Origin of the sequence: Methylorubrum sp. POS3 (assembly GCF_043352485.1) — a bacterium.
GTDB lineage: Bacteria > Pseudomonadota > Alphaproteobacteria > Rhizobiales > Beijerinckiaceae > Methylobacterium > Methylobacterium suomiense.
This window is the reverse complement of record NZ_JAPRBT010000001.1, coordinates 485,105-507,838: the sequence shown is the minus strand read 5'-3', so window position 1 is coordinate 507,838 and position 22,734 is coordinate 485,105. Positions and strand designations below refer to the sequence as shown.

The following is a 22,734-nucleotide window of genomic DNA, read 5'->3' as shown; positions in this document are numbered from 1 at the left end:
CTCGTTCTGGCGTCACCGACAGTGAGGCGCCGCCGCCATGGCGGGCAAAATTGGTTCCCGCCTGTGTCCCGTTGCCGGTCAAACGGGCTTTCCGGGAATCGGGACTTTGTTAACGTAGCGTCGGAATTGCGCGGCGCGATTCGGCACGGGTTGCTTACATGTCGAACGAACACGGAATCGATTCGGGCCCTGCCCGAACCGCGGCGGCTAAGGATCTCGACCCTGCCGAGGGCGAGCGTCCGCTCGAGCTTCTGGAGATTTCCGGCCGCATCAAGTGGTTCGATGTGTCGAAAGGGTTCGGCTTCATCGTCCCCGACGACGGCTCGCCGGATGTCCTTCTGCACATCACCTGTCTGCGCCGGGACGGCCATCAAGCCGCGAGCGAGGGCGCACGGATCGTCGTCGAGGCCGTGCGTCGCGCCCGCGGCTGGCAGACCTTCCGCGTGATCTCCCTCGATCAATCCTCGGCGATCCACCCCTCCGAACTGCCGATGCCGCGCACGCATGTGTCCGTGACGCCGACGAGCGGCCTGGAGACGGCGGTGGTCAAATGGTTCAACCGCCTGCGCGGCTTCGGCTTCGTCAGTCGGGGCGAGGGCACGCCGGACATCTTCGTCCATATGGAGACCCTGCGACGCTACGGCATCGCCGAGCTCAAACCCGGCGAGACGGTGCTGGTGCGCTACGGCGACGGCTCGAAGGGTGCTATGGCGGCGGAAGTCCGCCTCGTCGACGGGGCGCTTCCGGCCTCTCACTGACGGGGTGTTTCCGTGCGCGTTCCCTCGAAGACCGTCCGTATCCTCGCCTGCCTCGCGGCCCTGTCCGCGCCTCTCACCGTGGCACGCGCCGAGGCGCCGGCCACCGGGACCGAGCAGGCGAAAACGGAGCCCCTCGCGATCCTCGCCCAGGACGGGCGGCGCGCCTTTCAGGTTGAGGTGATGCGCAACGACGCGCAGCGCGCCAAGGGTTTGATGTATCGTCGCTCGATGCCGGCCGATCACGGCATGCTGTTCGATTTCGAGCGCCCGCTGCCCGTCAACATGTGGATGAAGAACACCTACATCCCCCTCGACATGGTGTTCATCCGCTCCGATGGATCGATCGCCCGCATCGCCGCCGACACCGAGCCGCTGTCCACTCAGATCATCGCCTCGGGCGAACCGGTCCTCGCCGTGCTCGAATTGAATGCCGGCACGGCGGCGAAACTCGGTATCCGGGCCGGGGACCGGATCGAGCATCCGTTGTTCCGGCGCTGACGCCTTGTCCCCCCCGGCGGAGCGCGAGTCGAGTTCGGCCTGGGACGATGCGCTCCGTGCGCTCTCGCTGCTGACCGCCGATCCGCACGGGCTCGGCGGTCTCGTTCTGCGGGCGGGTGCTGGCCCCGTGCGTGACCGCTGGCTCGATCTCCTGCGTGCGCGATTCACCGGTCCGATCCGTCGCCTGCCCCCTGGCATCGGCGACGACCGCCTCATCGGCGGGCTCGATCTGCCCGCCACGCTTCGGTCGGGGCGCCCGGTGGCGCAGAGCGGCCTGCTCGCGGAAGCCGATGGTGGCGTCGTGGTGGTGCCCATGGCCGAAAGGCTGGATCCCGGCATCGTGGCCCGCCTCGCCCACGCCCTGGACACGGGCCTCGTCGTCCTGGAGCGTGACGGCCTCGCCGCCCGCCTTCCCGCCCGGTTCGGCCTCGTGCTGCTCGATGAGGGCATCGAGGACGAGACCATTGCCGAGGCGCTGTCTGACCGGTTGGCCTTTCGTCTCGATCTGACCGGTGTGAGCCTGCGGGAGACGGATGGCCACCCGGTGCCCGATCCGGATGACGCCGCATCCCGTGAAGCCCGTGCATCCGAGGCCCCGATGCGTCGCGACGCTCGCGAAGGCCGAATGCAACGGGCGGAACCACCGTCCGACCCCGACCGGGACGATCCCGTCACCGTTCTGTGCACGGCCGCCACGGCTCTCGGTATCGCCTCCCTGCGCGGGCCGCTTCTGGCTCTGCGCGCGGCACGGATCGCCGCTGGAGACAATCAGCCGTCGGAGGCCGAATTGATGGAGGCCGCCCGCCTGGTGCTGGCCCCGCGAGCGACGCGGCTTCCCGCTGCGGACCGTCACGGCGAAGCGACCGCCCCGGACGAGAAGCCGGAAACGCCGCCGGAAACCGTTACCCAGCAAACGGAGGCAGCGGAAGACAAGGACTCCGAAGCGCCCCCCTCTCCGCCGACCAAAGCTCTCGATGAGGTGGTGCTGGACGCCGCACGGGCGGCCATTCCCGACGATCTGCTGACTCGATTGCTTGCGGGCGGGCCGTCCCTGCGCCGGGCGGAGGCGGGCCGCAAGGGGTCGGCCGCGGCCTCGTCTCTCAAGGGGCGACCGGTGGGGAATCGACCGGGCGATCCGCGCCGCGGCCGGCTCGATCTGATTGCGACCCTGCGCACGGCGGCACCGTGGCAGCCTCTGCGCCGGGGAACGGACGAGGCGCAGCGGGTCGTCGTCGCGGCCGAGGATATCCGTATTCGCCGCTACCGACAGCGCAGCGAGACCACGGCGATCTTCTGTGTCGATGCCTCAGGTTCGGCGGCCCTGGAACGCCTCGCCGAAGCCAAGGGGGCGGTCGAGTTGCTGCTCGCGGAGGCCTATGTCCGGCGGGATCGGGTGGCGCTCGTTGCCTTTCGCGGGACCGGCGCCGAGGTGCTGCTGCCGCCGACCCGCTCGCTGGTGAGGGCGAAGCGCGCTCTGGCCGGCCTGCCGGGCGGCGGTGGAACGCCCCTCGCGGCCGGGCTGGATGCCGCTGCATCGCTCGGTCTCGCGGTCCGCCGCGCCGGTGGAACGCCAGTCATCGTGCTTCTCACGGACGGGCGCGCCAATGTTGCCCGCTCCGGCCTCGGCGGCCGGGCTCTGGCCGGTGAGGAAGCTCTGGGGGCGGGGAGGGCCCTGCGCCACCACGGCCTGCGCACCCTCGTGATCGACACCGGGTCCCGCCCTGATGGGGCCCGCGCACTCGCGGAGGCAGCTCAGGCGCGCTACTGCCCGCTGCCGATGGCCGATGCCGGAAGCGTGCGCGCCGCCGTACGGGCGGCGACGGCGTGAGCGCGGGATCTTTCATGCCCCTTCTCGACGACGACCGCCCGAACTGGGAGCGCGACGGCCGCGATTGGCCCCACCGCTCCGCCAGCCGCTTCGTCGAGGCCGCCGGCTTGCGCTGGCACATCCAGGAATTCGGGGAGGCGGAGAAGCCCGGACTTCTGCTCCTGCACGGAACCGGAGCGGCGACCCATTCCTGGCGCGGCCTCGCGCCGCTCTTGGCCGAACGCTACCGCGTCGTCGCCCCCGACCTGCCGGGGCACGGCTTCACCGACCCGCTGCCGCCCGGTCGCCTCTCGCTGTCCGGTATGGCCGAGGCGGTGGCTGGATTGTGCGACCATCTGGATCTCGTTCCGGCGCTCGCCGTCGGACATTCGGCGGGTGCCGCGGTGCTTGCCCGAATGTGTCTCGACCGGCGCATCACCCCGGACCTCCTCGTGGCGCTGAACGGTGCGCTGACGCCGTTTCCGGGCGTGGCCAGTTTCCTGTTTCCCAGCATGGCCCGGATGCTATTTCTCAACCCGGTCACCCCCAGACTCTTCGCCTGGAGCGCGGACAAGGCGGCGGTGCGTCGCTTGCTCGACGGCACCGGCTCCCGGCTCGACCAGCCCGGCCTCGACCTCTATCGTCGGCTGCTGTCCCGATCCGGTCACGTCTCCGGCGCGCTTGGGATGATGGCGAATTGGGACCTCGCGGCACTCGACCGCGACCTGCCGAAGCTCAGCGTTCCCGCGCTCCTCGTCGTCGGCAGCGAGGACAAGGCGATACGGCCCGACACCGCTTTCGCCCTTCGCGACCGTCTGCCATCCGCCCGCATCGAATTGCTGCGCGGCCTCGGCCATCTGGCCCATGAGGAAGCGCCGGGGCGCGTGGCCGAGATCGTTCTTCGGGAAGCGTCGTCGAACGCCTGACGTCCCCCTTGCGCCCCGCGCGGCACGCGGATTAGTGTCAACGAATGTTGACACTCGCCGTCAAGCCGATTGACGTGTCTGGACCGGATCGCCGGCCGCACGCGGTCGTGATCGGCTCCGGTTTTGGCGGGCTCGCGGCGGCGGTGCGGCTCGGGGCGCGGGGGTACCGCGTCACCGTCCTGGAGCGGCTGGAACAACCTGGCGGGCGTGCTCGGGTCCACCGCCAGGACGGCTTCACCTTCGACGCCGGCCCGACCATCGTCACCGCCCCGTTCCTCTTCGAAGAGCTTTGGCGCCTGTGCGGCCGCGACATGGCGCAGGACGTTGCCCTGGTGCCGATGCGCCCGTTCTACCGCATCCGTTTCGACGACGGGTCGAGCTTCGCCTACAGCGACGACCGCGCGGCAATGCGGGCGGAGGTGGCGCGCTTCTCGCCCGAAGATGTCGACGGCTACGAGCGTTTCATGGCCCACAGCGAAGCGGTCTGCCGCGTCGGCTTCGAGGAACTCGGCCACGTGCCGTTCGACCGGTTCGGGAGCATGCTGCGCATCGCCCCGGACCTGTTACGGCTCTCCGGCCATCGCAGCGTCTACGACGTCGTCGCCCGCTTCCTGCGCGACGAGCGCCTGCGCACGATCTTCAGCTTTCACCCCCTGCTCATCGGCGGCAATCCGTTTCGGGCGAGCGGCATCTACTGCCTGATCGCCCATCTCGAACGGCGGTGGGGCGTGCATTTCGCCATGGGCGGGACCGGCAGCCTCGTGAACGGCCTCGTCGGATTGATCCGGGGGCAGGGCGGTACGATCCGCTGCGGGGCCGACGTGGCGAGAATCCGTGTCGAGTCAGGTGTGGCGACGGGCGTGGCGCTCCGGGACGGCGAGACCATCGCCGCCGACATCGTCGTCTCCAATGCCGATTCGGCCACGACCTACCGGACGCTGCTCGGCGGGGCGACCCGTCGGTGGAGCGCGCGGCGGCTGGCCCGCGCCGCCTCGTCCATGGGCCTGTTCGTCTGGTACTTCGGAACGAACCGGAAATTCCCGCAGGTCGATCACCACACGATCCTGATGGGGCCGCGCTATCGCGAGCTTCTGGTCGACATCTTCGACCGCAAGCACTTGGCGGAGGATTTCAGCCTCTACCTCCATCGACCGACGGCGACCGACCCGCTGCTGGCGCCACCGGGATGCGACGCGTTCTACGTGCTTTCCCCGGTGCCGAACCTCGCCGGCGGGCAGGACTGGGCGCAACGGGCAGAGCCCTATCGGCGGAAGATCGAACGCCATTTGGAAGCGACGGTGATGCCGGGGCTTTCCGAGGCGATCGTGACCTCGAAAGTGACGACGCCCCAGGACTTCGCCGACGATTTCCTGAGCTTCCGCGGCTCCGGCTTCGGTCTGGAACCGGTGCTGACTCAATCCGCATGGTTCCGGCCGCATAACCGGTCGGAAGACGTGGCCAATCTCTTCCTCGTCGGCGCTGGGACGCATCCCGGCGCCGGCCTGCCGGGCGTGCTCTCCTCCGCACGCGTTCTCGATGCCGTGGTGCCGGATGCGCGCGTTCCCGTCTGATCGAACCTCATCTCCTACGGACGAGGATCACGCCGTCTGCCGGGCGGCGATTCGTGCCGGTTCCAAGAGCTTCTATGCCGCTTCGATGCTCCTGCCGCCGAAGGTGCGGCGGCCAGCTTACGGTCTCTACGCCTTCTGTCGTCTTTCCGACGACGCCGTCGATGAGGCCGGCGGTGACCGTGCCGCCGCTCTGGCGCGGCTCGAACGTCGCCTCGCCCTGGCTCAAGCCGGGCTTCCGCAGGATCATCCCGCCGACCGGGCTCTCGCCGAGGTGCTCGCCGTCCATGCGATTCCCGAGGCGCTGCCCCGCGCCCTGCTCGAAGGGCTGGCCTGGGACACGCAGGGGCGCCGCTACGCGACGCTCTCGGACCTGTCCGCCTATGCCGCCCGTGTCGCCGGAGCGGTCGGGGCGATGATGAGCCTCGTCATGGGGGTGCGCGATCCGAACGGGCTCGCCCGCGCCTGCGATCTCGGCGTCGCCATGCAATTCACCAATATCGCCCGCGACGTCGGTGAGGATGCCCGCGCCGGCCGCCTCTACCTGCCCCTCGACTGGCTCGCCGAGGCGGGCATCGAGCCGGACGCCTTCCTGGCCGATCCGCAGGCGACGCTGGCCCTACGACGGGTCGTGGCCCGATTGCTGGACGCGGCCGAACAGCTCTACGCCCGGTCCGAGGCCGGCATCGCCGTGCTGCCGCTGTCCTGTCGGCCGGCCATCCGTGCCGCCCGCCTGATCTACGCGGAGATCGGCCGTGCCGTGGAAGCGAACGGTCTCGATTCCGTCGGGCGTCGCGCCCGCGTACCGGGCGCCCGCAAGGCCGCGCTTCTCGCCCGCGCGGCTTGGCCGATGGCCCCCGTCGCCACGGTGGTGGACGCGGCCCTGCCCGAGACGGCCTTTCTCGTCGAAGCGGTCATGCGCCATCCGGCGCCGTCCGCCCCGGCGACACTGCCGGCATGGTGGGATCTATCCGGGCAGGCCGTGCGCGTCCTCGATCTGATCGAGGCCTTGGAGGAGCGGGACGCCTTCCGCCGCTCCGCACCTTCGTGAGCGACACGGGCTTCGCCGCCCTCGATATCGGCCTCGCCTTCGGGCTCGTCCTGGCGCTGGCCGTCTGGCAGCTCATCCGGGTGAAGCGCTCGATCCGACGCGACCGCGAGAGCGCCGACCGGACCTCCGCCGACCTCTGATCGTCGCACCGTCAGCTACATGCAGCCGCGTCCGGAACGGGCTCAGGCCGCCCGGCGCCGCTCCGGATACAGCGTCGCGAGCCCATCGGCACTGGCTTCGCAGACGCCGCGCTCGGTGATGATGCCGGTCACGAGGCGAGCGGGCGTCACGTCGAAGGCGGGGTTCGCCACGGGACTACCGGGTGAGACCACCTGCACGGTGGCGAAGCCCCCATCCTCCGTCCGGCCGGTGAGATGCGTGACCTCCCGCGCATCCCGCTCCTCGATCGGAATGTCCCGCACGCCGTCCTCCAGCGTCCAATCGATCGTCGAGAACGGCAGCGCCGCGTAGAACGGCACGCGGTTGTCGCTGGCGGCCAGCGCCTTCAGATAGGTGCCGATCTTGTTGCACACGTCGCCCGAGGCCGTGGTGCGATCCGAACCGACGATGCAGACATCGATGTCGCCGTGCTGCATCAGATGGCCGCCGGCATTGTCGGCGATGACGGTGTGGGGCACGCCATGAGCGTTGAGCTCGAAGGCGGTGAGCGCGGCACCCTGATTCCGCGGTCGGGTCTCATCGACATAGACATGGACCGGCACGCCGGCATCGTGCGCGACGTAGATCGGCGCTAGCGCCGTGCCCCAATCGACGGTGGCGAGCCAGCCCGCGTTGCAATGGGTCAGTACCTTGACCGGGCCGCTCTTCTTCGCGGCGATCTCGGCGAGGATCTTCGCGCCATGCTCGCCGATGGACCTACAGCTCGCCACGTCCTCGTCGGCGATACGGGCGGCCTCCGCGAAGGCGAGAGCTTCGCGCTCGGTTTCGGGTGCCCGGCGCAGCAGGCCCGCCGCGCGGTCGAGGGCCCAGCGGAGATTGATGGCGGTCGGCCGCGTGGCGGCGAGCGTCGTGCAGGCCCGCTCGATCCCGCCTTCGCTCGGATCTTCGCGCATGGCCAGCGCCAGCCCATAGGCGGCGGTGACGCCGATCAGCGGCGCGCCGCGCACGACCATGGTGCGGATCGCCACCGCCGCGTCGTCGAGGCTCGCGAGCCGCTTCAGCTCGAAGGCGAAGGGCAGTCGCGTCTGATCGATGACCTGTACGGAGCGGCCGTCGGCCTCGGGGAAGATGGTGCGGTAGTGGCGGCCGTCGATCTTCATGGGATCGCCGTGTCGCACGAAGCGGCTTGCGGAGCCAGCCCCGCCTAGCCGGACGCATCGTTTCGGTATCGTGCCTGCGACTGCTCAGTCTCCAGCATTGCCCTTCAGCGTATTCAATTGTGGAGCGCGCCGGTCAGGACCATGACAACTGCATAAAACCGATCATCCTTCGATCTGCCGCCAGCGAGTCGGCTCGCCCCGCGGCACTCGGAAGGAGTCCCGCGATGTCCACGCATCTCGACGATGTGAAAAAATACGCCAAGAAGCCGGTCAACGAGGCGGCCGTGGCCGGTTTGGAGAAGACGTATCGGCTGGTGCTGTCGAAGCCGGACACACGCTTCGTGGCCTGTTCCGACAAGGCCGAGCTCGAAACAGTGCGCAAGAACTTCCTTGAGAAGAAGCTCGGCTTGAGCGGTGACGCTCTCGACGCCTCGATCAAGGATGTCTGCATGACGATGAAGGCCAGCCGCTCGAAGTCGCGGCTGACGTTCTGTTATTTGCTGGCGGAGCATCACGGAAAGCTCGACGCGTTCGCGTGACGACACGCGTCGTACCGAGCCGTATCCCTCACCGCGAGCTGCCCTGGCAGCGCCCTCGAAGGCCCCATTCTTCGAGGCCTCGCTTTCCGCGGCCCTCGCCTCGCTGAGGACGAGGGCCCGGGTTGTTGCGCAGCCCGCCTCAGCGCGCCACGCGCTCGATGAAGACGTCGATCGCGGCATCCGGGGCGAGACCGAGTTTGTCGCGAATCAGGCCGGGCAACCGGCACATGAGATCGCGCATCGTCGGCGCTTCGCCGGTGAGGCCCGGCACCGGCGATTCTCGGACGACGTAGAGACCGGCGGCCTGATCCCAGCCGCAACGGACGGTGATCGGGTGGCTCATGGGCGGCTCCTCGATGCTGGGGAGGGAGGACGCGGCCTGTGCCGCCGCGTCGTCGTTGGGATCCGGTTCGGCGGTTTCAGAAGCGGACGGGGCGGACACGCTTCACCTGCGGAATTGCGGCGATCGCTTCGAGCACCTCGGCGGAGACCGGCGCATCCACCGCGACGAAGGCGATGGCGTTGCCGCCCTCCGTTTCGCGACCGAGGTTGAACGTGCCGATATTCACGCCCGCTTCGCCGAGCACCGTGCCGAGCCGGCCGATGAAGCCCGGCTTGTCGTAATTGCGCACGTAGAGCATGTGCGGCGCGAAGGCGGCGTCGATGTCGATGCCGCGGATCTCGATGACGCGCGGCTTGCCGTCGTGGAACACGGTGCCCGCCGCATCCCGCGGCATGTCCTCGGCATCGACCGTGATCCGCACCACCGATTCGTAGTCGCTGGCGCCGCCCTCGCGCTTGATCTCGTCCACCACGATCCCCCGCTCCTTCGCGATCACGGGCGCCGAGACCATGTTCACGTCCTGCAGGATCGGCCGCAGCACGCCGGTCACCGCCGCGGAGGTGAGCGCCCGGGTGTTCATGCCGGCCACCGCGCCCTCGTAGGTGATGCGGATGCCCTTGATCGGCGCCTCGGTGAGTTGACCGAGGAAGGAGCCCAGCTTCTCGCAGAGGGCCACGAACGGCTTCAGCCGGGGCGCCTCCTCCGCCGAGATCGAGGGAAAGTTGATCGCGTTGGTGATGGCTCCGCTGACGAGGTAATCGGCCATCTGCTCGGCCACCTGCAGGGCCACGTTCTCCTGCGCCTCGGAGGTCGAAGCGCCAAGATGCGGCGTGCAGACCACGTTCGGATGACCGAACAGCGGATTCTCGGTGGCGGGCTCGGTGACGAACACGTCGAAGGCCGCGCCCGCGACATGGCCGGAATCGAGCCGTTTGCGCAGCGCCACCTCGTCGACGAGGCCGCCGCGGGCGCAGTTGACGATGCGCACGCCGGGTTTGGTCTTGGCGAGGTTCTCGGCCGAGAGGATGTTTCGGGTGCGCTCCGTCATCGGCACATGCAGGGTGATGACGTCGGCGCGCGCCAGCAGCGCATCGAGTTCCACCTTCTCGACACCGAGTTCGAGTGCACGCTCCGGCGACAGGAAGGGATCGTAGGCGACGACTTTGAGCTTCAGTCCGATGGCACGCTCGGCGACGATGGCGCCGATATTGCCGCAGCCGATCACGCCGAGCGTCTTGCCCGTCAGCTCGACGCCCATGAAGCGGTTCTTCTCCCACTTGCCGGCCTGGGTCGAGGCGTCGGCCTGCGGGATCTGGCGGGCGAGCGCGAACATCATCGCGATGGCGTGTTCGGCGGTGGTGATCGAGTTGCCGAACGGCGTGTTCATCACGATCACGCCTTTGGCCGTCGCCGCCGGCACGTCGACATTGTCGACACCGATTCCGGCCCGGCCGATCACCTTGAGGTTCGGCGCCTCGGCGAGCAGCTTGCCCGTCACCTTGGTGGCGGAGCGGATGGCGAGGCCGTCATATTGGCCGATGGCGCGGGCGAGCGCGTCCTTGTCCTTGCCGAGATTCGGCTGGAAGTCGACGGCGATGCCGCGATCCTTGAAGATCTGCACGGCGGCGTCGGAGAGAGCGTCGGAGATCAGAACTTTGGGCTGGGGCACGGGAGCACCTGTGAGGCAGGCGCGCAGGATCGCTGGCCACGACGGGGCGCGACTGGCTGCCCATCGGCAGGACCGGCGGATCGCTGAACGCGCGGGCTGATACGAAAACGGCCGGTCGCAGGGACCGGCCGTGACTCACGGAACGATCAAGCCGCCGCGGCGGCGAGCGCCGCCTTTTCCTGGGCGAAGGCCCAGTCGAGCCAGGGCATGAGCGCTTCGAGGTCCGAGGCCTCGACGGTGGCCCCGCACCAGATCCGCAAACCCGCCGGAGCGTCGCGATAGGCGCCGAAATCGTAGCCGACGCCTTCGGCCTCGAGACGAGCGACGATGCCGGCAGCGACCTTCTTCACCACCGCGTCGCCCTTGGCGAGCACGTCCGAATCGGTCAGCACAAGGCAGACGCCCGTGTTCGAGTAGGTCGCCGGATCGACCGCCAAATGGCCGATCCAGGGAGTCTTCGCCACCCAGTCGTGCACGACCTTGGCGTTGGCATCCGCACGGGCGTGCAGCGCCGACAGACCGCCGATGCTCTCGGCCCATTTCAGGGTGTCGAGGTAATCTTCGACCGCCAGCATCGAGGGCGTGTTGATGGTGTCGCCCTTGAAGATCCCCTCGATCAGCTTGCCGCCCTTGGTCAGGCGGAACACCTTCGGGATCGGCCAAGCGGGCGTGTGGCTCTCGATGCGCGCCACGGCGCGGGGCGAGAGGATCAGCATCCCGTGCGCGGCCTCGCCGCCCATCACCTTCTGCCAGGAATAGGTGACGACATCGAGCTTGTCCCACGGCAGCGGCATCGCGAAAGCCGCCGACGTCGCGTCGCAGATGGTGACGCCGTCGCGGTCGTCGGCGATCCAGTCGCTGTGTGGGATTCTCACGCCGGCCGTGGTGCCGTTCCAGGTGAAGACGACGTCGTGATTCTTCGTATCGATCGCGTCGAGCGCCGGCAGGATGCCGTGCTCGGTGGTGCGCACGATCGGATCGATCTTGAGCTCCTTCAGCGCGTCGGTGACCCACTCGGCGCCGAAGGAATCCCAGGCCATGACCTCGACGGTCTTCGGGCCCAGCATCGACCACATCGCCATCTCGACGGCACCGGTATCGGATCCGGGGACGATGCCGATGCGGTAATCAGCCGGGATCTGCAGCACTTTGCGGGTCAGCTCGATGGCTTCCGCCAGCTTCGCCTTGCCTGCGACCGAACGGTGCGAGCGGCCGAGCGCCGCGCCGGAGAGGGCATCAAGGGTCCAGCCGGGACGCTTGGTCGTGGGGCCGGACGAGAAATAAGGCACGCGCGGACGCGCGGCAGGCTTTTGAACCGTCATGTCATCCATCCTTCCAGATGGGCGCCTCCCGTTGGGGGGAGGTGTCCCGCCGCCGGGAATGACCGATTAAGGCGTGGGACGCAAGCCGTCTCTTTAAGATTTTCCGCCGCGTGTTGCTGGGGTGACAGGCGCTGTGACAGTTCAGGCAAGATGTTTTAACGAGATATTTCTTCTACGGCGCTTCTTCGGCCAGCAGGTCAGGCCGGCGGGCGCGCGTCAGCACGAGGCTCTGCTCGTGCCGCCAGCGGGCAATGGCCGCGTGGTTGCCGCCCATCAGCACGTCGGGGATCGCGCGGCCCTCCCATTCGCGCGGACGCGTGTAGTGCGGGTATTCGAGAAGACCGCCCTCGAAGCTCTCTTCGACGCCGGATTCGTGCTTGCCCATCACGCCGGGGAGCAGGCGCACGCAGGCATCGATGAGGACGAGTGCGCCAATCTCGCCACCCGAGAGGATGTAGTCGCCGATCGACACCTCTTCGAGGCCGCGACCCTCGATGACCCGCTCGTCCACGCCCTCGAAGCGTCCGCAGACGATGACCGCGCCGGGGCCCTCGCTGAGCGCGCGCACCCGTGCCTGCGTCAGCGGCTTGCCGCGGGGCGACATGAGGAGCCGGGGACGGAGATCGCCCTCAGGCGACGCGGCATCGATGGCGGGACCGAGGACGTCGCAGCGCAGGACCATGCCGGCACCGCCTCCGGCGGGGGTGTCGTCGACGTTGCGATGGCGGCCGAGCCCGTGTTCGCGGATCTGGCGCGGCTCCAGGCACCACGCCCCGCGAGCGAGGGCATCGCCCGACAGCGACAGCCCGAGGGGGCCCGGGAACATCTCGGGATAGAGGGTCAACACGGTGGCCCGCCAGGGGGCCGCCGCGGCCGAGTCGCTACCGTCGCTCATGCCGCTTGATGGCGGGGCGGGAAGGGGCGGTCAACGCTGGGACGGCGCACGGTGAGGCAACCGCCGCGCTTTCCTCGACCGCTTCACCCCAGGCCGTTCGACATCCTCTGCCCTTCCGCGCGCGGAAAGGAACGTGTCCGGCGGAGGAGCAGGGCGGCTCGCTGTGCCGAACGGATCGGGCGAACCGGTGGCGATACCGATTGTCGCGCCGGGCATGGCGAGCGCCGCCGATGCGGAGAGACCGAGTGCCAGGGCGGCGAAGAGGTGGGGTAAGCGTCCCCTGATCATGGACCAATCCCATTGCGTCGATAACCGTTTCCGGCCGGAGAGTCGCGGGCGGGCACGTTCCGCGTCTCCACGGGTTGTTCGCGGATGATCCGTTCGACCATCCTGACCCTTCTTCTCCTGACGCTGCCGGCCGGAGCCGCCGAGCCGCTCGCCCCGCCCGCTGCCCCGGCCGAACGCTTTCCGAAACCCGACAGACCTGTGGCGGAAATCGTGGCGGCGCAATGGGCCGACCCCAAGGAACGAGACCGGGCCGACGAGGTCGGGCAGGTGGCGCGCCTCATGCGGATCGGCCCTGGACAGACGGTTGCCGATATCGGGGCCGGCAGCGGCTATTACGTGATGCGGTTGAGCCCTCGGGTCGGTCCACAGGGACGCATCCTCGCGCAGGACATCACGCCGGATTACCTGTCCGACCTGGAACGGCGCGTCGCCGCCGAGCGATTGACCAACGTCACCGTGGTGCGGGGCGAAGCGCATGATCCGCGCCTGCCCCCGGGATCGCTCGACGCGGCCGTGCTGGTTCACATGTATCACGAGGTCGCGCAGCCGTTCGGCCTGCTCTGGAATCTCGCCGCGATGATGAAACCGGGCGGAAAGGTCGGCATCGTCGATGCGGACGCGATCCCCTCGCGCCACGGTACGCCGCCGAAGCTCCTGCGCTGCGAGTTGGCGGCGGTCGGATACCGCGAGCTGTCCATGACCACGCTCAAGGGCGGCGTCGGCTATCTCGCGGTGTTCGAGGCGCCGCCGGTCGACAAGCGGCCCGATCCGGCCGCGATCACACCTTGCCGGGACGAGACGACGCGCATCCGCTGAGCGTGCTTCTTCGATTGAATGCGTTTGTCGGCTCCGTCGCTCGGTTCGATATCAAAGCTAGCGATAGTCTTGTTAGAAATCCGATCAAAACAATTTTGTAATTAAAAGTCCGCGGCATCAGAGTCGTGATACACGATTTGGCAATGTAAAAGATCTATTATCAATTATCAGTGCGAGAGCCTTTCTCCGCCAATGCTGCGCTCTCCCGCTTGAGCGGGCGGGCTTTCGGACATGCTTCCTGCACGAAACCATGCAGGGCGTTGACCAAGTTGTCGGGCACTTGTCGGTAGAAAATGAACTGCCCCCGGCGCTCGCTTTCCACCAGCCCGGCGGCTTCGAGAATCGAGAGATGCTGGGAGATGGAGGCCTTCGACATGGCGAAGCGCGCCGCGATCTCGCCGGCGTTGAGTTCCGTGTGAGACAGGTACGCTAGAATCTGGCGCCGGACGGACGATGCCAGAGCTTCGAAGACACGCTGCATCGATCAATATTTAGGCGGTAAGCTAACCATTGACAAGCCCCTACTTTTCGGTGTTTAGGAAATTTGCTAAATATCGAAAGGTAGGTGATCATGATTCCAGCGCCTCGATGCACCTCAACGACCCGCATGATCGCCGACGCCCAGACATCCGCCGCGGATGGGCGCCTGGAATAGTCGCCGGCCAAGTCCTTGTGGATCGGCGGGATGCAGCTTTCAGCCCTGCTGCTCGGTCCCGTGTTCGTCACGCCCGGCGCAGTCGCACTCTTCATGGTGACGACGATCGTCACGCTGTGTGCGGGCCATTCGGTCGGGATGCATCGCTTGCTGGTGCATCGCAGCTTCTCGGCAAAACCCTGGGCCGAGTATGTGCTGGTCTATCTGGGGACGTTGGTCGGAATGGCGGGGCCGGTGGGTATGATCCGCCTTCATGACATGCGTGATTGGGCGCAGCGCCAGCCCGCCTGCCACGATCTTCACGCCAACCGGCTCCCCCTGTGGCGCGATGCGGTGCTGCAGATGCACGCCCGTCTGGTGCTCGCGCATCCGCCCCGGTTCGTTGTCGAGCCGAGGATCACGGGTGATCGGTTTTATCGGTGGCTGGAAGCGAGTTGGATGCTACAGCAACTGCCATGGGCCGTGCTGTTCTACGCGATCGGCGGCCTACCGTGGCTTGTCTGGGGTATCCCCGTCCGGATTGCGGTCTCGTTGACCGGACACTGGCTCGTCGTGCACCTGACCCATCGGGACGGACCACAGGGGTGGATCGTCGAGGGTGAATCCGTGCAGGGGCACGACCTCCCGGCGGCAGCTTGGCTCACCTTCGGCGAGGCTTGGCACTCGACGCATCATGCATGGCCGGAATCGGCGCGTCTTGGAACCGAACCGGGTCAGGCTGATCCCGGCTGGTGGCTCCTGAGAGGCCTCGAACGTCTCGGGCTCGTCTGGGATCTGAAGGAGCCCGGTCTTCTCGAACCTCGGCTCGGCGTTCGTAAGCTTCCGAGCGATACAGGACAGGCGCGCAGTGTCCACTTCCATGCGCCCTCGTCCTGAAACTCGGCGGCTGTATGGTCGGGGGGCTACCTGATCGCGTCCATCGCGTCTCGACCCTAACCCGGATCGTCGGCGGGCTTCGGGCCCGGCGGGGCGAAGAGATCTCCCGGCGGATCGGCGACGATCCGGCCGCCGGCGATGTCGAGGCTCGGCACGAACGCTTTGGTGAAAGGCAGGAGTGCGGTCGGACCGCCGGCAGCCGGGCGAATCTCCAGGAGATCGCCGCCACCGTAATTCGGGACGGCGACGATTGTGCCGAGCGCGGTACCGCTGCCGTCTACAACGGTGAGCCCGATCAGGTCGGTGAGGAAGAACTCATCCTCCTCCGCGGCCTGACCGAGCTTGTCACGGGCAATAGCGAGCGTGAGTCGGCTGAGGGCTTCGACGCCGCTTCGATGGGTGATGCCCTTCACCCGCACGATCAGGAGATCGGGCGAGCCGCCCGGGGCCTGGCGGGCATCCTCCAGCTCGACCATGCGCCCGTCGGGCAGACGCAGGGGGCCGTAGGCGGCGATGGCGGTGGGATCGCCGGTATAGGATTTGAGGCGTACTTCGCCGTGCAGGCCGTGCGGACGACCGAATTCACCGAGCAGGACAAGGTTGGGATCCGGCGACGCGGGCGGGGCCGACGGGGCCGAGGCTTTGGCGGGCGCGGGTTTGCGCGCAGAGGTGACGGCCGTCGCGCCGAGCGGCTCGGGTCGCGCGGGTCCGCGGAAGGAGGAGCCGGGGCGGCGTGCCATGCAGGGTGCCTCGACGAAATGACCGCGGGGAAGCCCTCCCCCGCGAGGGGGAGGGCGAGAGCTGACGGCTTAGGCCGCGGCGTCCTCGGCCGGGGCGGCGGCCTTCTCGGCACGCTTGGCGGCGCGCTCCTTGGCCTTCTCGCCCGGCTCGGCCTTCTGCGGGTTGTTGCGGGCCGGGCGCTTGGCGAGGCCGGCGGCGTCGAGGAAGCGCAGGACGCGATCGGTCGGCTGCGCGCCCTTGGCGAGCCAGGACTGGATCTTCTCGTTGTCGAGCACGATGCGGGCCGGATCGTCCTTGGCCTTCATCGGGTCGTAGGCGCCGACCTTGTCGATGAAGCGGCCATCGCGCGGGGCGCGGGCATCGGCGACGACGATACGGTAGTAGGGGCGCTTCTTGGCGCCGCCGCGGGTGAGGCGGATCTTGAGGGACATCAGTCGTTCCTTTCGGGGGTCTGCGTAAGATCGGCGTTCAGCGCGATCGTCTGGTGGTGCCGGATGACTTCCTTGACCACGAAGGCGAGGAACTTCTCGGCGAAATCGGGGTCGAGCTTGGCCTCGACCGCGAGGTTTCTCAGGCGTTTGACCTGACGCGCCTCCCGGTCCGGATCGGAGGGAGGCAGGCCCTTGCGGGCCTTCAGCTCGCCGACCCGCTGCGTGCAGCGGAAGCGCTCGGCGAGCAGATGGATGAGCGCGGCATCGAAATTGTCGATGCTGTCGCGCAGCCGCGCGAGTTCGGGGTCGACCCCTTGCCCGGACAGGATGCTCATTTCTTCTTACCCGGCAGGAAGCCACCGAGTCCCGGCAGCTTCGGGCCGCCGAGGCCGGGAAGACCCGGCATCTTGGCACCGCCCATGCCGGGCGGCATCGGCGGCAGCTTGCCGCCGAACTGCTTCTCGATCTGGGCGATCTGCTCCGGCGTCGGCTCGGGCATGCCCGGCGGCATCTGGGGCATCCCCCCCGGCATGCCGCCGCCGAGGCCGAACATGTTGCCCAGCGCCTGGCCGATGCCACGCTTGCCGGACCCCATCGCCTTCATCATGTCGGCCATGGTCCGGTGCATCTTGAGGAGCTTGTTGATCTCCTCGACCTTCACGCCGGCACCCGCCGCGATGCGCTTCTTGCGGCTGTTCTTGAGCAGGTCGGGATTCTTGCGCTCCTGCACGGTCATCGACGAAATGATCGCCCGCTGACGCTTGAACATCTTCTCGTCGAGATTGGCGCCCTCGACCTGCTTCTTGATCTGTCCCATGCCGGGCAGCATGCCCATCAGACCACCGATGCCGCCCATCTTTTCCATCTGGGCGAGCTGCATCGACAGGTCTTCCAGGTCGAACTTGCCCTTGCGCATCTTCTCGGCGGTGCGCATCGCCTGCTCGGCATCGATGGTCTCCGCCGCCTTCTCGACGAGGGAGACGATGTCGCCCATGCCGAGGATGCGGTTGGCCACGCGCTGGGGATGGAACTCCTCCAGCGCGTCGACCTTCTCGCCGACGCCGACGAGCTTGATCGGCTTGCCCGTGACGGCGCGCATCGACAGAGCGGCGCCGCCGCGGGAATCGCCGTCCATGCGGGTCAGCACGATACCGGTGACGCCGAGGCGCGTGTCGAAGGCGCGGGCAGTGTTGACGGCGTCCTGACCGGTGAGGGCATCGGCCACGAGCAGGGTCTCGTGGGGCCGGGTGGCCGCCTTCACCTCGGCGGCCTCGTTCATCAGGCCTTCGTCGACCGTGGTGCGGCCGGCGGTGTCGAGCATCACCACGTCGAAGCCGCCGAGACGGGCCGCTTCCATGGCGCGCTTGGCGATCTGCACCGCGCTCTGGCCGGCAACGATCGGCAGGCTCTCGACCTCCACCTGCTTGGCGAGAACGGCCAGCTGCTCCATCGCCGCCGGGCGGCGGGTGTCGAGGGAGGCGAGCAGCACGCGCCGCTTGTCGCGCGAGGCGAGACGCCGGGCGATCTTGGCGGTGGTGGTGGTCTTGCCCGAGCCCTGGAGGCCGACCATCAGGATGGCGACGGGGGCGGGGGCATTGAGATCGATCACGCTGGCGTCGGTGCCGAGCATGGTGATGAGCTCGTCATTGACGATCTTCACCACCATTTGGCCCGGCGTCACCGACTTGAGCACCGTAGCGCCCACCGCCTTGTCGCGCACCTTGTCGGTGAACGAGCGCACCACTTCGAGCGCGACATCCGCCTCCAGCAGGGCGCGGCGCACCTCGCGCATGGCGGCGGTGACATCGGCCTCGGTGAGCGCGCCGCGGCGCGTGAGCCCGGAGAGAATGCCGGAAAGGCGGTCGGAAAGGCCTTCGAACATGCGTCGCGATCAGCCCGTGCTACTGGTGAAGGCCGGCATTGGCCACGCGGCGGGCGCGCAGAGCGTCCTCGAAGGCAGCGACCGCGCGGGCAAACTTGTCCCGGCATTCCGGATCGCAAAAGCCGACCACGGCGCCGTTATACAGGGTCAGGGCGTCGGGAACGACCGGCTTGCCCGACCAGGGGCAGAGATCGTTGACCGCATCCTCGATGCGCAGGGCGGATTCGTTGGCGGGCGCCATGGCGGGCTCGGATTTCGTCTCCGACGCTCTGACGACAACGACGAGTGCGCCCGAGGGCGCAGACGCGCTGTCGGGCGTTGACCTCCGGCCTCTCGGGCCGGTCGGCGGCTCATCGTGACGATCATACGTCGAAATGGAATTCGGGCGGATAGGCGCGATGGGCGGGCAAGTCAATCCCGGCGAAGTCGAAGCGATGCAGCCATATCCGCATCCCGTGAGGGGGGCGGCGGCGATCCCTTCGTTGGCCGGACGCCATCGTTCACCCAAGGTCGGACGCCAGCCGACTAGTCGAGTTTACCGATCGTTAAGCATAATCGGCACAGATAGCGCCATGCACCGCATGAGGTGCCCGAGGACTTCCCGATGTCGGAACCCGCGCGACACACTCCGGCCTACGATCCCGCTCCACGCGCGTCCGGCAATGCCGCGCCCTTGCGGGATTGGCTCGCCGCCATGCGAACCGCCGCCGAGGCCCGTCCGATCGATCTGCCGCGGCCACGCATCGTCGAGACGCCGCAAGCGCAAGCTCCGCTCGAGGCGGCCGATCTCGTTCAGACGACCACCGACCCTATCGAAGCGAGCCGGAACGCTTGGTCGCCGCGGCTCGTCAACGCCGCGAAAGCCGGCGAGGACGCGGCGGACGATGAGCTCGCCGAGATCATGGCCGAGAACATGATGCTGAAGGCGAAGCTGCGGCTCGAATCCGAGCGCCGCGACGAGATCCAGGTTCTGCTGGCGGCGGAGCTTCGTGAGCTGCGCAGCCACGTCCTCGAGGAGGTCAGCAAGATGGAAGATCTCCGCGCCGAGCGCGATTTGTGGCGCGCCCGCTGCGAGGCTCTGGCTTCGCCCCTGTTCCAGATCGGTCAGCGCTGACGTCAACGCTGCATCCCAAACATGCGAAAGGCCGCTCCCGGTGAAGGAGCGGCCTTTCCATTGTCGAACCGGTCAGTCCGACGAAACCCGTCGTGATCCCGCGAATGCGTTAGGCGCAGACGCCGGAGGCAACAGTCCAGGTCTTGGTCGTCGGCGACGGCTGATGACAATGAGACACTGGATCACCTCCTTTCGTTCGTTGCTGGGAACCCGAAGGTAGGGACGTTTGCCCCGGGGCGGAAGCCCCCATTGGGGTTCTCCGCTGCGTTGTCTCGCCGCGGCGCACAAAGTAACCGGGTGGGCTCCGCTGGTACGCCGCTGCCGGAGCGCCTAAACAGGGCGCCCGTTCGCTACGGTCGCATCAGTTCGCTCCATGTCTTCCGCTGCCGCTCCGCGCGCCTCCGACGATGCCCTCGATCCGAAGGCGATGCGTGAGCCGCTGCCCAATGCTTGGTACTGTGTCGGCCAAGCCGCCCGTCTCACCGGCGACGCCATGCGTGCGGTGTCGCTGAACGGCGAGCAGGTGGTGATCGGGCGAGGCAAGGACGGCGCACTCTTCGCCCTGCGGGATCGCTGCCCCCATCGCGGCATGGCCCTCTCGAAGGGTAAGTTCGACGGCGACACGCTGATGTGCCCGTTTCACGGCTGGCGCTTCGGGACCGATGGGCGCTGTCGTGACGTGCCAACCCTCTCCTCGCACGACGCCTCCGATTTTTCTCGGATTGCGGTTCAGCGCTTTCCGATCCGCGAGAGCGCCGGGTTCCTTTGGGTCAATCCGTATCTCGGCCCCTCGGACCCGGCCGCCATCCCTGACGTGCCATCGCTCGCCTTCGAGCCGGCCGGGAGCCTCGTGGTGGAGCTGGAGGTCGAGGCCTCGTTCGACCTGACGACCCTGAGCTTGGTCGATCCCGGCCATGTCGCCTTCGTCCACGATTCCTGGTGGTTCCGCCCCTCGAAGGAACTGCGGGAGAAGGTGAAGACCTTCCAACCGGTGCCGCACGGTTTCGTCATGACGAGCCACGCTACGACGACGAGTTCGCCGGTCTATCGGCTGCTCGGCGGTGTGCCGGAGGTGGAGATCGAGTTCCGCCTGCCGGGCGTTCGCCTCGAGCGGATCACGGCGGGCACCAAGCGTGTGGCCAATTACACGTTCGCGACCCCCATGGGCCCGAACCGGACCATGCTCACCAACGCGCTGTACTGGAGCATGCCGGCCCTGAACCTCCTCAAGCCGCTCGCCCGCCCCCTGATGCGCCAGTTCCTGACCCAGGATCAGCAGGTGCTCCAGCACGCGCAGCTGGGGCTCGACCGCAAACCGACCATGGTGCTGCTCGGGCAGGGCGATCTGCCCTCGCAATGGTATTTCCGTTTGAAGCGCGAGATCCTGGAGGCCGCCCGCGAAGGCCGGCCCTTTGCCAACCCGTTGATCCGCCAAGAGCTGCGCTGGCGGTCCTGAGCCTCGAACCGGATAAATCGCCCCCGGCTGAAACTTCAGCCGACGCCGCCCCGTAGATGCGGGCGCGGTGTCGTCGATGCCGCTTCCTGCATGCTGCGTTCAGGCAAGGGGGCATTTCGCGTGCCGAGTCCGCACTACGTCGTTCGCCGCAGTCGCTCTGGCCGCTTCAACTTCACCTTCCTGTCGGAGCATGGACGCATCAGCGGCGTCGTCATCGTCCCGACCGAGAAGCTGACCCGGGACGAGATCGAGCGTCGGGCGCGCACGAAAATTCAGGAACTGGCCGCGGCCCTCGCGGCGTCGGTTGGGGCGCCCCCCCAGACGTAAAGGGGCTTCAGCGCGGATCGGTTTCACGCCTGCCCGGTCCGTGAGCCGGACAAGGCGTCTTCACGCATGCTCGTCCTCAACCATGTACCCCAGGATGAAATTCCGTGTGATGACGCACGGGCGTCCCGCGGCCCCGAAGTGATGGTTCCGCTGTCGAATAGGCCGAGGCCCACATGGCCAAGGGCTCGCTGACGCCGAGATTTATAGAAATCAAGTTGTCGATCGATGAGCGTTGTCAGCGCGCAAAGCGGGATGGTCTTGCCTGTAGGGCCGTCCAATTCTCAGTGAGACAATCCAACAAAAGCCCCAAAGCGCTGTGCACGCTCTATTTGCTGTCAGAATTCAAATCTCATGAAAGTGGTGCCCAGGGACGGAATCGAACCGCCGACACTGCGATTTTCAGTCGCATGCTCTACCAACTGAGCTACCTGGGCATCGGCCGCTGCGCTGAGCGCTGGCGACGGAGCGGGGGTATAAGGAAGGCTTTCCGTCGTGTCCAGCCTCGTTTCGCCTCCGGGGACCGGGTTTTTTGACGAAGCGGCGACAGCCTCAGTGCTTGCGCTCGTCCTCCCCCTCGGCGGGCGAGCGTGGCGTGTCGTCGTCTTCCGGTCCCGGGATTACGTAGCGTTCGCCGAGCCAGCGTCCGAGGTCGATATCGGCGCAGCGGGGCGAGCAAAATGGCTTCGTGTCGGGCTGAGCCGGGCGACCGCAGATCGGACAGGGTGGGACGCCCTTGGGGCGGCTCGCACTCACGCCGCGGCTCCCCAGGCCCCGCGTACTGGAAAGCCTTCGCCTTCGAGGAGACTGATCGTCTCGTTCAGCGGCAAACCCACGACCCCGCTATACGAACCGACCAGCTTGACGGCGAAGGCGCCTGCCAAACCCTGGATGGCGTAGCCGCCGGCTTTGCCGCGCCATTCACCGGAGGACAGATAGCCCTCGATCTCGCGGGTCGAGAGGCGCTTGAACCGCACACGGGTCTCGACCATGCGCTCGCGCAGCCTGTCCTTCGGCGAGAGCACGCAGACGCCGGTATAGACCCGATGCGCCCGCCCCGAGAGCAGACGCAGGCAATCCGCGGCCTCGTCGAGGGTCTCGGCCTTCGGCAGCACACGCCGGCCGACCGCCACCACGGTGTCCGCGGAGACCAGATAGGCGGACCGGAGATCCTCCCGCCGCCGCGCCGCCGCCTGGGCGGCTTCCAGCTTCTCCCGGGCGAGGCGTCGGGCGAGCTCCCGCGGTGATTCGGACTTGCGCGGCGCTTCGTCGATATCGGCGGGGAGGAGCGCATCCGGCTCGATCCCCACCTGCTGTAGCAGGGCCAATCGCCGGGGCGAGGCCGAGGCGAGCACGAGGAGCGGACGGGCCGGAGCACCGGAGATCGGCGGCGTGCCCTGTGCGGTCGAATGGTCGGTCATCGCCGTGGTCTTACGCATAAGCCCCCGCGTATCGCAACGCGCGGACCTTTCGTCCGCGCGTCCACTCGGCTCGG

At 67.8% G+C, this 22,734-nt stretch carries 26 protein-coding genes and 1 tRNA gene; 13 read left to right on the top strand and 14 right to left on the bottom strand.

Going from position 1 to position 22,734, the window contains the following annotated elements; all coding sequences use genetic code 11:
- The first annotated feature begins 158 nt into the window (after positions 1–158).
- Genes OWC43_RS02475 through OWC43_RS02445 form a run of 7 tightly spaced genes read left to right on the top strand, consistent with a single transcriptional unit; the run spans position 159 to position 6,748 of the window.
- On the top strand, positions 159–758 hold the full coding sequence (locus OWC43_RS02475; RefSeq protein WP_137827871.1) for a cold-shock protein: 600 nt from the start codon (positions 159–161) through the stop codon (positions 756–758).
- 12 nt (positions 759–770) lie between these two features.
- On the top strand, positions 771–1,256 hold the full coding sequence (locus OWC43_RS02470) for a DUF192 domain-containing protein (RefSeq protein ID WP_393955595.1): 486 nt from the start codon (positions 771–773) through the stop codon (positions 1,254–1,256).
- 4 nt (positions 1,257–1,260) lie between these two features.
- A complete protein-coding gene (locus OWC43_RS02465) occupies positions 1,261–3,084 on the top strand; it encodes a magnesium chelatase subunit D (protein WP_393955594.1) in 1,824 nt (607 codons plus the stop codon).
- A gap of 14 nt (positions 3,085–3,098) precedes the next feature.
- Positions 3,099–3,989 (top strand): alpha/beta fold hydrolase BchO, encoded by an 891-nt coding sequence (gene bchO / locus OWC43_RS02460; protein WP_393955593.1) that lies wholly within the window; start codon positions 3,099–3,101, stop codon positions 3,987–3,989.
- A gap of 44 nt (positions 3,990–4,033) precedes the next feature.
- A complete protein-coding gene (locus OWC43_RS02455; protein WP_393955592.1) occupies positions 4,034–5,560 on the top strand; it encodes a phytoene desaturase in 1,527 nt (508 codons plus the stop codon).
- A complete protein-coding gene (locus tag OWC43_RS02450) occupies positions 5,541–6,608 on the top strand; it encodes a phytoene/squalene synthase family protein (protein ID WP_393955591.1) in 1,068 nt (355 codons plus the stop codon). The genes OWC43_RS02455 and OWC43_RS02450 overlap by 20 nt, the downstream gene beginning before the upstream one ends.
- Positions 6,605–6,748, top strand: coding sequence for a hypothetical protein (locus OWC43_RS02445; RefSeq protein ID WP_171015397.1), 144 nt, complete (start codon positions 6,605–6,607; stop codon positions 6,746–6,748). The genes OWC43_RS02450 and OWC43_RS02445 overlap by 4 nt, the downstream gene beginning before the upstream one ends.
- Positions 6,749–6,790: 42 nt before the next feature.
- Here OWC43_RS02445 and mtnA read toward each other — a convergent pair whose 3' ends face one another.
- Positions 6,791–7,888, bottom strand: a complete 1,098-nt coding sequence (gene mtnA, locus OWC43_RS02440) for an S-methyl-5-thioribose-1-phosphate isomerase (protein ID WP_393955590.1) — start codon at positions 7,886–7,888, stop codon at positions 6,791–6,793.
- A gap of 224 nt (positions 7,889–8,112) precedes the next feature.
- On the opposite strand from mtnA, the gene OWC43_RS02435 reads away from it, so the two are divergent.
- Positions 8,113–8,427: a DUF2853 family protein gene (locus OWC43_RS02435; RefSeq protein WP_393955589.1), complete on the top strand. Its 315-nt coding sequence runs from the start codon at positions 8,113–8,115 to the stop codon at positions 8,425–8,427.
- 139 nt (positions 8,428–8,566) lie between these two features.
- Here the strand turns inward: OWC43_RS02435 and OWC43_RS02430 are convergent, their stop codons facing one another.
- The 4 genes from OWC43_RS02430 to trmD form a co-directional block, all read right to left on the bottom strand.
- Positions 8,567–8,770 carry a DUF1902 domain-containing protein gene (locus tag OWC43_RS02430; RefSeq protein WP_137827879.1) on the bottom strand — a complete coding sequence of 68 codons (204 nt, stop codon included), beginning with the start codon at positions 8,768–8,770 and terminating at the stop codon, positions 8,567–8,569.
- Positions 8,771–8,846: 76 nt separating this feature from the next.
- Complete coding sequence (gene serA / locus OWC43_RS02425) at positions 8,847–10,439, bottom strand: phosphoglycerate dehydrogenase (RefSeq protein ID WP_393955588.1); 1,593 nt, start codon at positions 10,437–10,439, stop codon at positions 8,847–8,849.
- A gap of 146 nt (positions 10,440–10,585) precedes the next feature.
- The gene (locus tag OWC43_RS02420) at positions 10,586–11,761 is read right to left on the bottom strand and encodes a phosphoserine transaminase (protein ID WP_393955587.1); all 1,176 of its coding nucleotides are present in this window, start codon (positions 11,759–11,761) and stop codon (positions 10,586–10,588) included.
- 172 nt (positions 11,762–11,933) lie between these two features.
- Positions 11,934–12,656, bottom strand: coding sequence for a tRNA (guanosine(37)-N1)-methyltransferase TrmD (gene trmD, locus OWC43_RS02415; RefSeq protein WP_393955586.1), 723 nt, complete (start codon positions 12,654–12,656; stop codon positions 11,934–11,936).
- A 372-nt stretch (positions 12,657–13,028) separates the two neighbouring features.
- Here trmD and OWC43_RS02410 point away from each other — a divergent pair, with 372 nt between their 5' ends.
- Positions 13,029–13,760, top strand: a complete 732-nt coding sequence (locus tag OWC43_RS02410) for a class I SAM-dependent methyltransferase (protein ID WP_393955585.1) — start codon at positions 13,029–13,031, stop codon at positions 13,758–13,760.
- A gap of 160 nt (positions 13,761–13,920) precedes the next feature.
- Here the strand turns inward: OWC43_RS02410 and OWC43_RS02405 are convergent, their stop codons facing one another.
- Positions 13,921–14,241 (bottom strand): metalloregulator ArsR/SmtB family transcription factor, encoded by a 321-nt coding sequence (locus OWC43_RS02405; protein WP_393955584.1) that lies wholly within the window; start codon positions 14,239–14,241, stop codon positions 13,921–13,923.
- 189 nt (positions 14,242–14,430) lie between these two features.
- Between OWC43_RS02405 and OWC43_RS02400 the strand changes: the two genes are divergently transcribed.
- Positions 14,431–15,291, top strand: a complete 861-nt coding sequence (locus tag OWC43_RS02400) for a fatty acid desaturase (protein ID WP_393955583.1) — start codon at positions 14,431–14,433, stop codon at positions 15,289–15,291.
- Positions 15,292–15,347: 56 nt separating this feature from the next.
- Here OWC43_RS02400 and rimM read toward each other — a convergent pair whose 3' ends face one another.
- The 5 genes from rimM to OWC43_RS02375 all read right to left on the bottom strand — a co-directional run bounded on the left by rimM (position 15,348) and on the right by OWC43_RS02375 (position 18,586).
- Positions 15,348–16,031, bottom strand: a complete 684-nt coding sequence (gene rimM, locus OWC43_RS02395; RefSeq protein WP_393955582.1) for a ribosome maturation factor RimM — start codon at positions 16,029–16,031, stop codon at positions 15,348–15,350.
- A 69-nt stretch (positions 16,032–16,100) separates the two neighbouring features.
- On the bottom strand, positions 16,101–16,463 hold the full coding sequence (gene rpsP / locus OWC43_RS02390; protein WP_091950264.1) for a 30S ribosomal protein S16: 363 nt from the start codon (positions 16,461–16,463) through the stop codon (positions 16,101–16,103).
- On the bottom strand, positions 16,463–16,798 hold the full coding sequence (locus OWC43_RS02385; protein ID WP_137827886.1) for a chorismate mutase: 336 nt from the start codon (positions 16,796–16,798) through the stop codon (positions 16,463–16,465). The genes rpsP and OWC43_RS02385 overlap by 1 nt, the downstream gene beginning before the upstream one ends.
- On the bottom strand, positions 16,795–18,345 hold the full coding sequence (gene ffh / locus OWC43_RS02380) for a signal recognition particle protein (RefSeq protein ID WP_137827887.1): 1,551 nt from the start codon (positions 18,343–18,345) through the stop codon (positions 16,795–16,797). The genes OWC43_RS02385 and ffh overlap by 4 nt, the downstream gene beginning before the upstream one ends.
- Before the next feature lie 19 nt (positions 18,346–18,364).
- Positions 18,365–18,586: a glutathione S-transferase gene (locus OWC43_RS02375; protein ID WP_137827888.1), complete on the bottom strand. Its 222-nt coding sequence runs from the start codon at positions 18,584–18,586 to the stop codon at positions 18,365–18,367.
- A gap of 363 nt (positions 18,587–18,949) precedes the next feature.
- Between OWC43_RS02375 and OWC43_RS02370 the strand changes: the two genes are divergently transcribed.
- The 3 genes from OWC43_RS02370 to OWC43_RS02360 all read left to right on the top strand — a co-directional run bounded on the left by OWC43_RS02370 (position 18,950) and on the right by OWC43_RS02360 (position 21,242).
- The gene (locus OWC43_RS02370) at positions 18,950–19,459 is read left to right on the top strand and encodes a hypothetical protein (protein ID WP_393955581.1); all 510 of its coding nucleotides are present in this window, start codon (positions 18,950–18,952) and stop codon (positions 19,457–19,459) included.
- A 373-nt stretch (positions 19,460–19,832) separates the two neighbouring features.
- Positions 19,833–20,915: a Rieske 2Fe-2S domain-containing protein gene (locus OWC43_RS02365; RefSeq protein WP_393955580.1), complete on the top strand. Its 1,083-nt coding sequence runs from the start codon at positions 19,833–19,835 to the stop codon at positions 20,913–20,915.
- 120 nt (positions 20,916–21,035) lie between these two features.
- Entirely contained in the window at positions 21,036–21,242 is a 207-nt protein-coding gene (locus OWC43_RS02360; protein ID WP_393955579.1) for a hypothetical protein, read from the top strand.
- A 358-nt stretch (positions 21,243–21,600) separates the two neighbouring features.
- Here the strand turns inward: OWC43_RS02360 and OWC43_RS02355 are convergent.
- From OWC43_RS02355 to OWC43_RS02345, 3 genes are all read right to left on the bottom strand, one after another.
- Positions 21,601–21,676, bottom strand: a tRNA-Phe gene (locus OWC43_RS02355).
- 115 nt (positions 21,677–21,791) lie between these two features.
- Complete coding sequence (locus OWC43_RS02350; RefSeq protein ID WP_373324383.1) at positions 21,792–21,995, bottom strand: DNA gyrase inhibitor YacG; 204 nt, start codon at positions 21,993–21,995, stop codon at positions 21,792–21,794.
- The gene (locus OWC43_RS02345) at positions 21,992–22,660 is read right to left on the bottom strand and encodes a Maf-like protein (RefSeq protein ID WP_137827951.1); all 669 of its coding nucleotides are present in this window, start codon (positions 22,658–22,660) and stop codon (positions 21,992–21,994) included. Before OWC43_RS02345 ends, OWC43_RS02350 begins: the two co-directional genes overlap by 4 nt.
- Between the last annotated feature and the right edge of the window lie 74 nt (positions 22,661–22,734).

Coding starts and splice junctions, on each gene's coding strand:
- OWC43_RS02475 (WP_137827871.1), top strand. CDS start 159: ATGTCGAACGAACACGGAATCGATTCGGGCCCTGCCCGAACCGCGGCG.
- bchO (WP_393955593.1), top strand. CDS start 3,099: ATGCCCCTTCTCGACGACGACCGCCCGAACTGGGAGCGCGACGGCCGC.
- OWC43_RS02455 (WP_393955592.1), top strand. CDS start 4,034: ATGTTGACACTCGCCGTCAAGCCGATTGACGTGTCTGGACCGGATCGC.
- OWC43_RS02450 (WP_393955591.1), top strand. CDS start 5,541: ATGCGCGCGTTCCCGTCTGATCGAACCTCATCTCCTACGGACGAGGAT.
- mtnA (WP_393955590.1), bottom strand. CDS start 7,888: ATGAAGATCGACGGCCGCCACTACCGCACCATCTTCCCCGAGGCCGAC.
- OWC43_RS02435 (WP_393955589.1), top strand. CDS start 8,113: ATGTCCACGCATCTCGACGATGTGAAAAAATACGCCAAGAAGCCGGTC.
- OWC43_RS02430 (WP_137827879.1), bottom strand. CDS start 8,770: ATGAGCCACCCGATCACCGTCCGTTGCGGCTGGGATCAGGCCGCCGGT.
- OWC43_RS02420 (WP_393955587.1), bottom strand. CDS start 11,761: ATGACGGTTCAAAAGCCTGCCGCGCGTCCGCGCGTGCCTTATTTCTCG.
- trmD (WP_393955586.1), bottom strand. CDS start 12,656: ATGAGCGACGGTAGCGACTCGGCCGCGGCGGCCCCCTGGCGGGCCACC.
- OWC43_RS02410 (WP_393955585.1), top strand. CDS start 13,029: ATGATCCGTTCGACCATCCTGACCCTTCTTCTCCTGACGCTGCCGGCC.
- OWC43_RS02405 (WP_393955584.1), bottom strand. CDS start 14,241: ATGCAGCGTGTCTTCGAAGCTCTGGCATCGTCCGTCCGGCGCCAGATT.
- rimM (WP_393955582.1), bottom strand. CDS start 16,031: ATGGCACGCCGCCCCGGCTCCTCCTTCCGCGGACCCGCGCGACCCGAG.
- rpsP (WP_091950264.1), bottom strand. CDS start 16,463: ATGTCCCTCAAGATCCGCCTCACCCGCGGCGGCGCCAAGAAGCGCCCC.
- OWC43_RS02385 (WP_137827886.1), bottom strand. CDS start 16,798: ATGAGCATCCTGTCCGGGCAAGGGGTCGACCCCGAACTCGCGCGGCTG.
- ffh (WP_137827887.1), bottom strand. CDS start 18,345: ATGTTCGAAGGCCTTTCCGACCGCCTTTCCGGCATTCTCTCCGGGCTC.
- OWC43_RS02375 (WP_137827888.1), bottom strand. CDS start 18,586: ATGGCGCCCGCCAACGAATCCGCCCTGCGCATCGAGGATGCGGTCAAC.
- OWC43_RS02370 (WP_393955581.1), top strand. CDS start 18,950: ATGTCGGAACCCGCGCGACACACTCCGGCCTACGATCCCGCTCCACGC.
- OWC43_RS02365 (WP_393955580.1), top strand. CDS start 19,833: ATGTCTTCCGCTGCCGCTCCGCGCGCCTCCGACGATGCCCTCGATCCG.
- OWC43_RS02345 (WP_137827951.1), bottom strand. CDS start 22,660: ATGACCGACCATTCGACCGCACAGGGCACGCCGCCGATCTCCGGTGCT.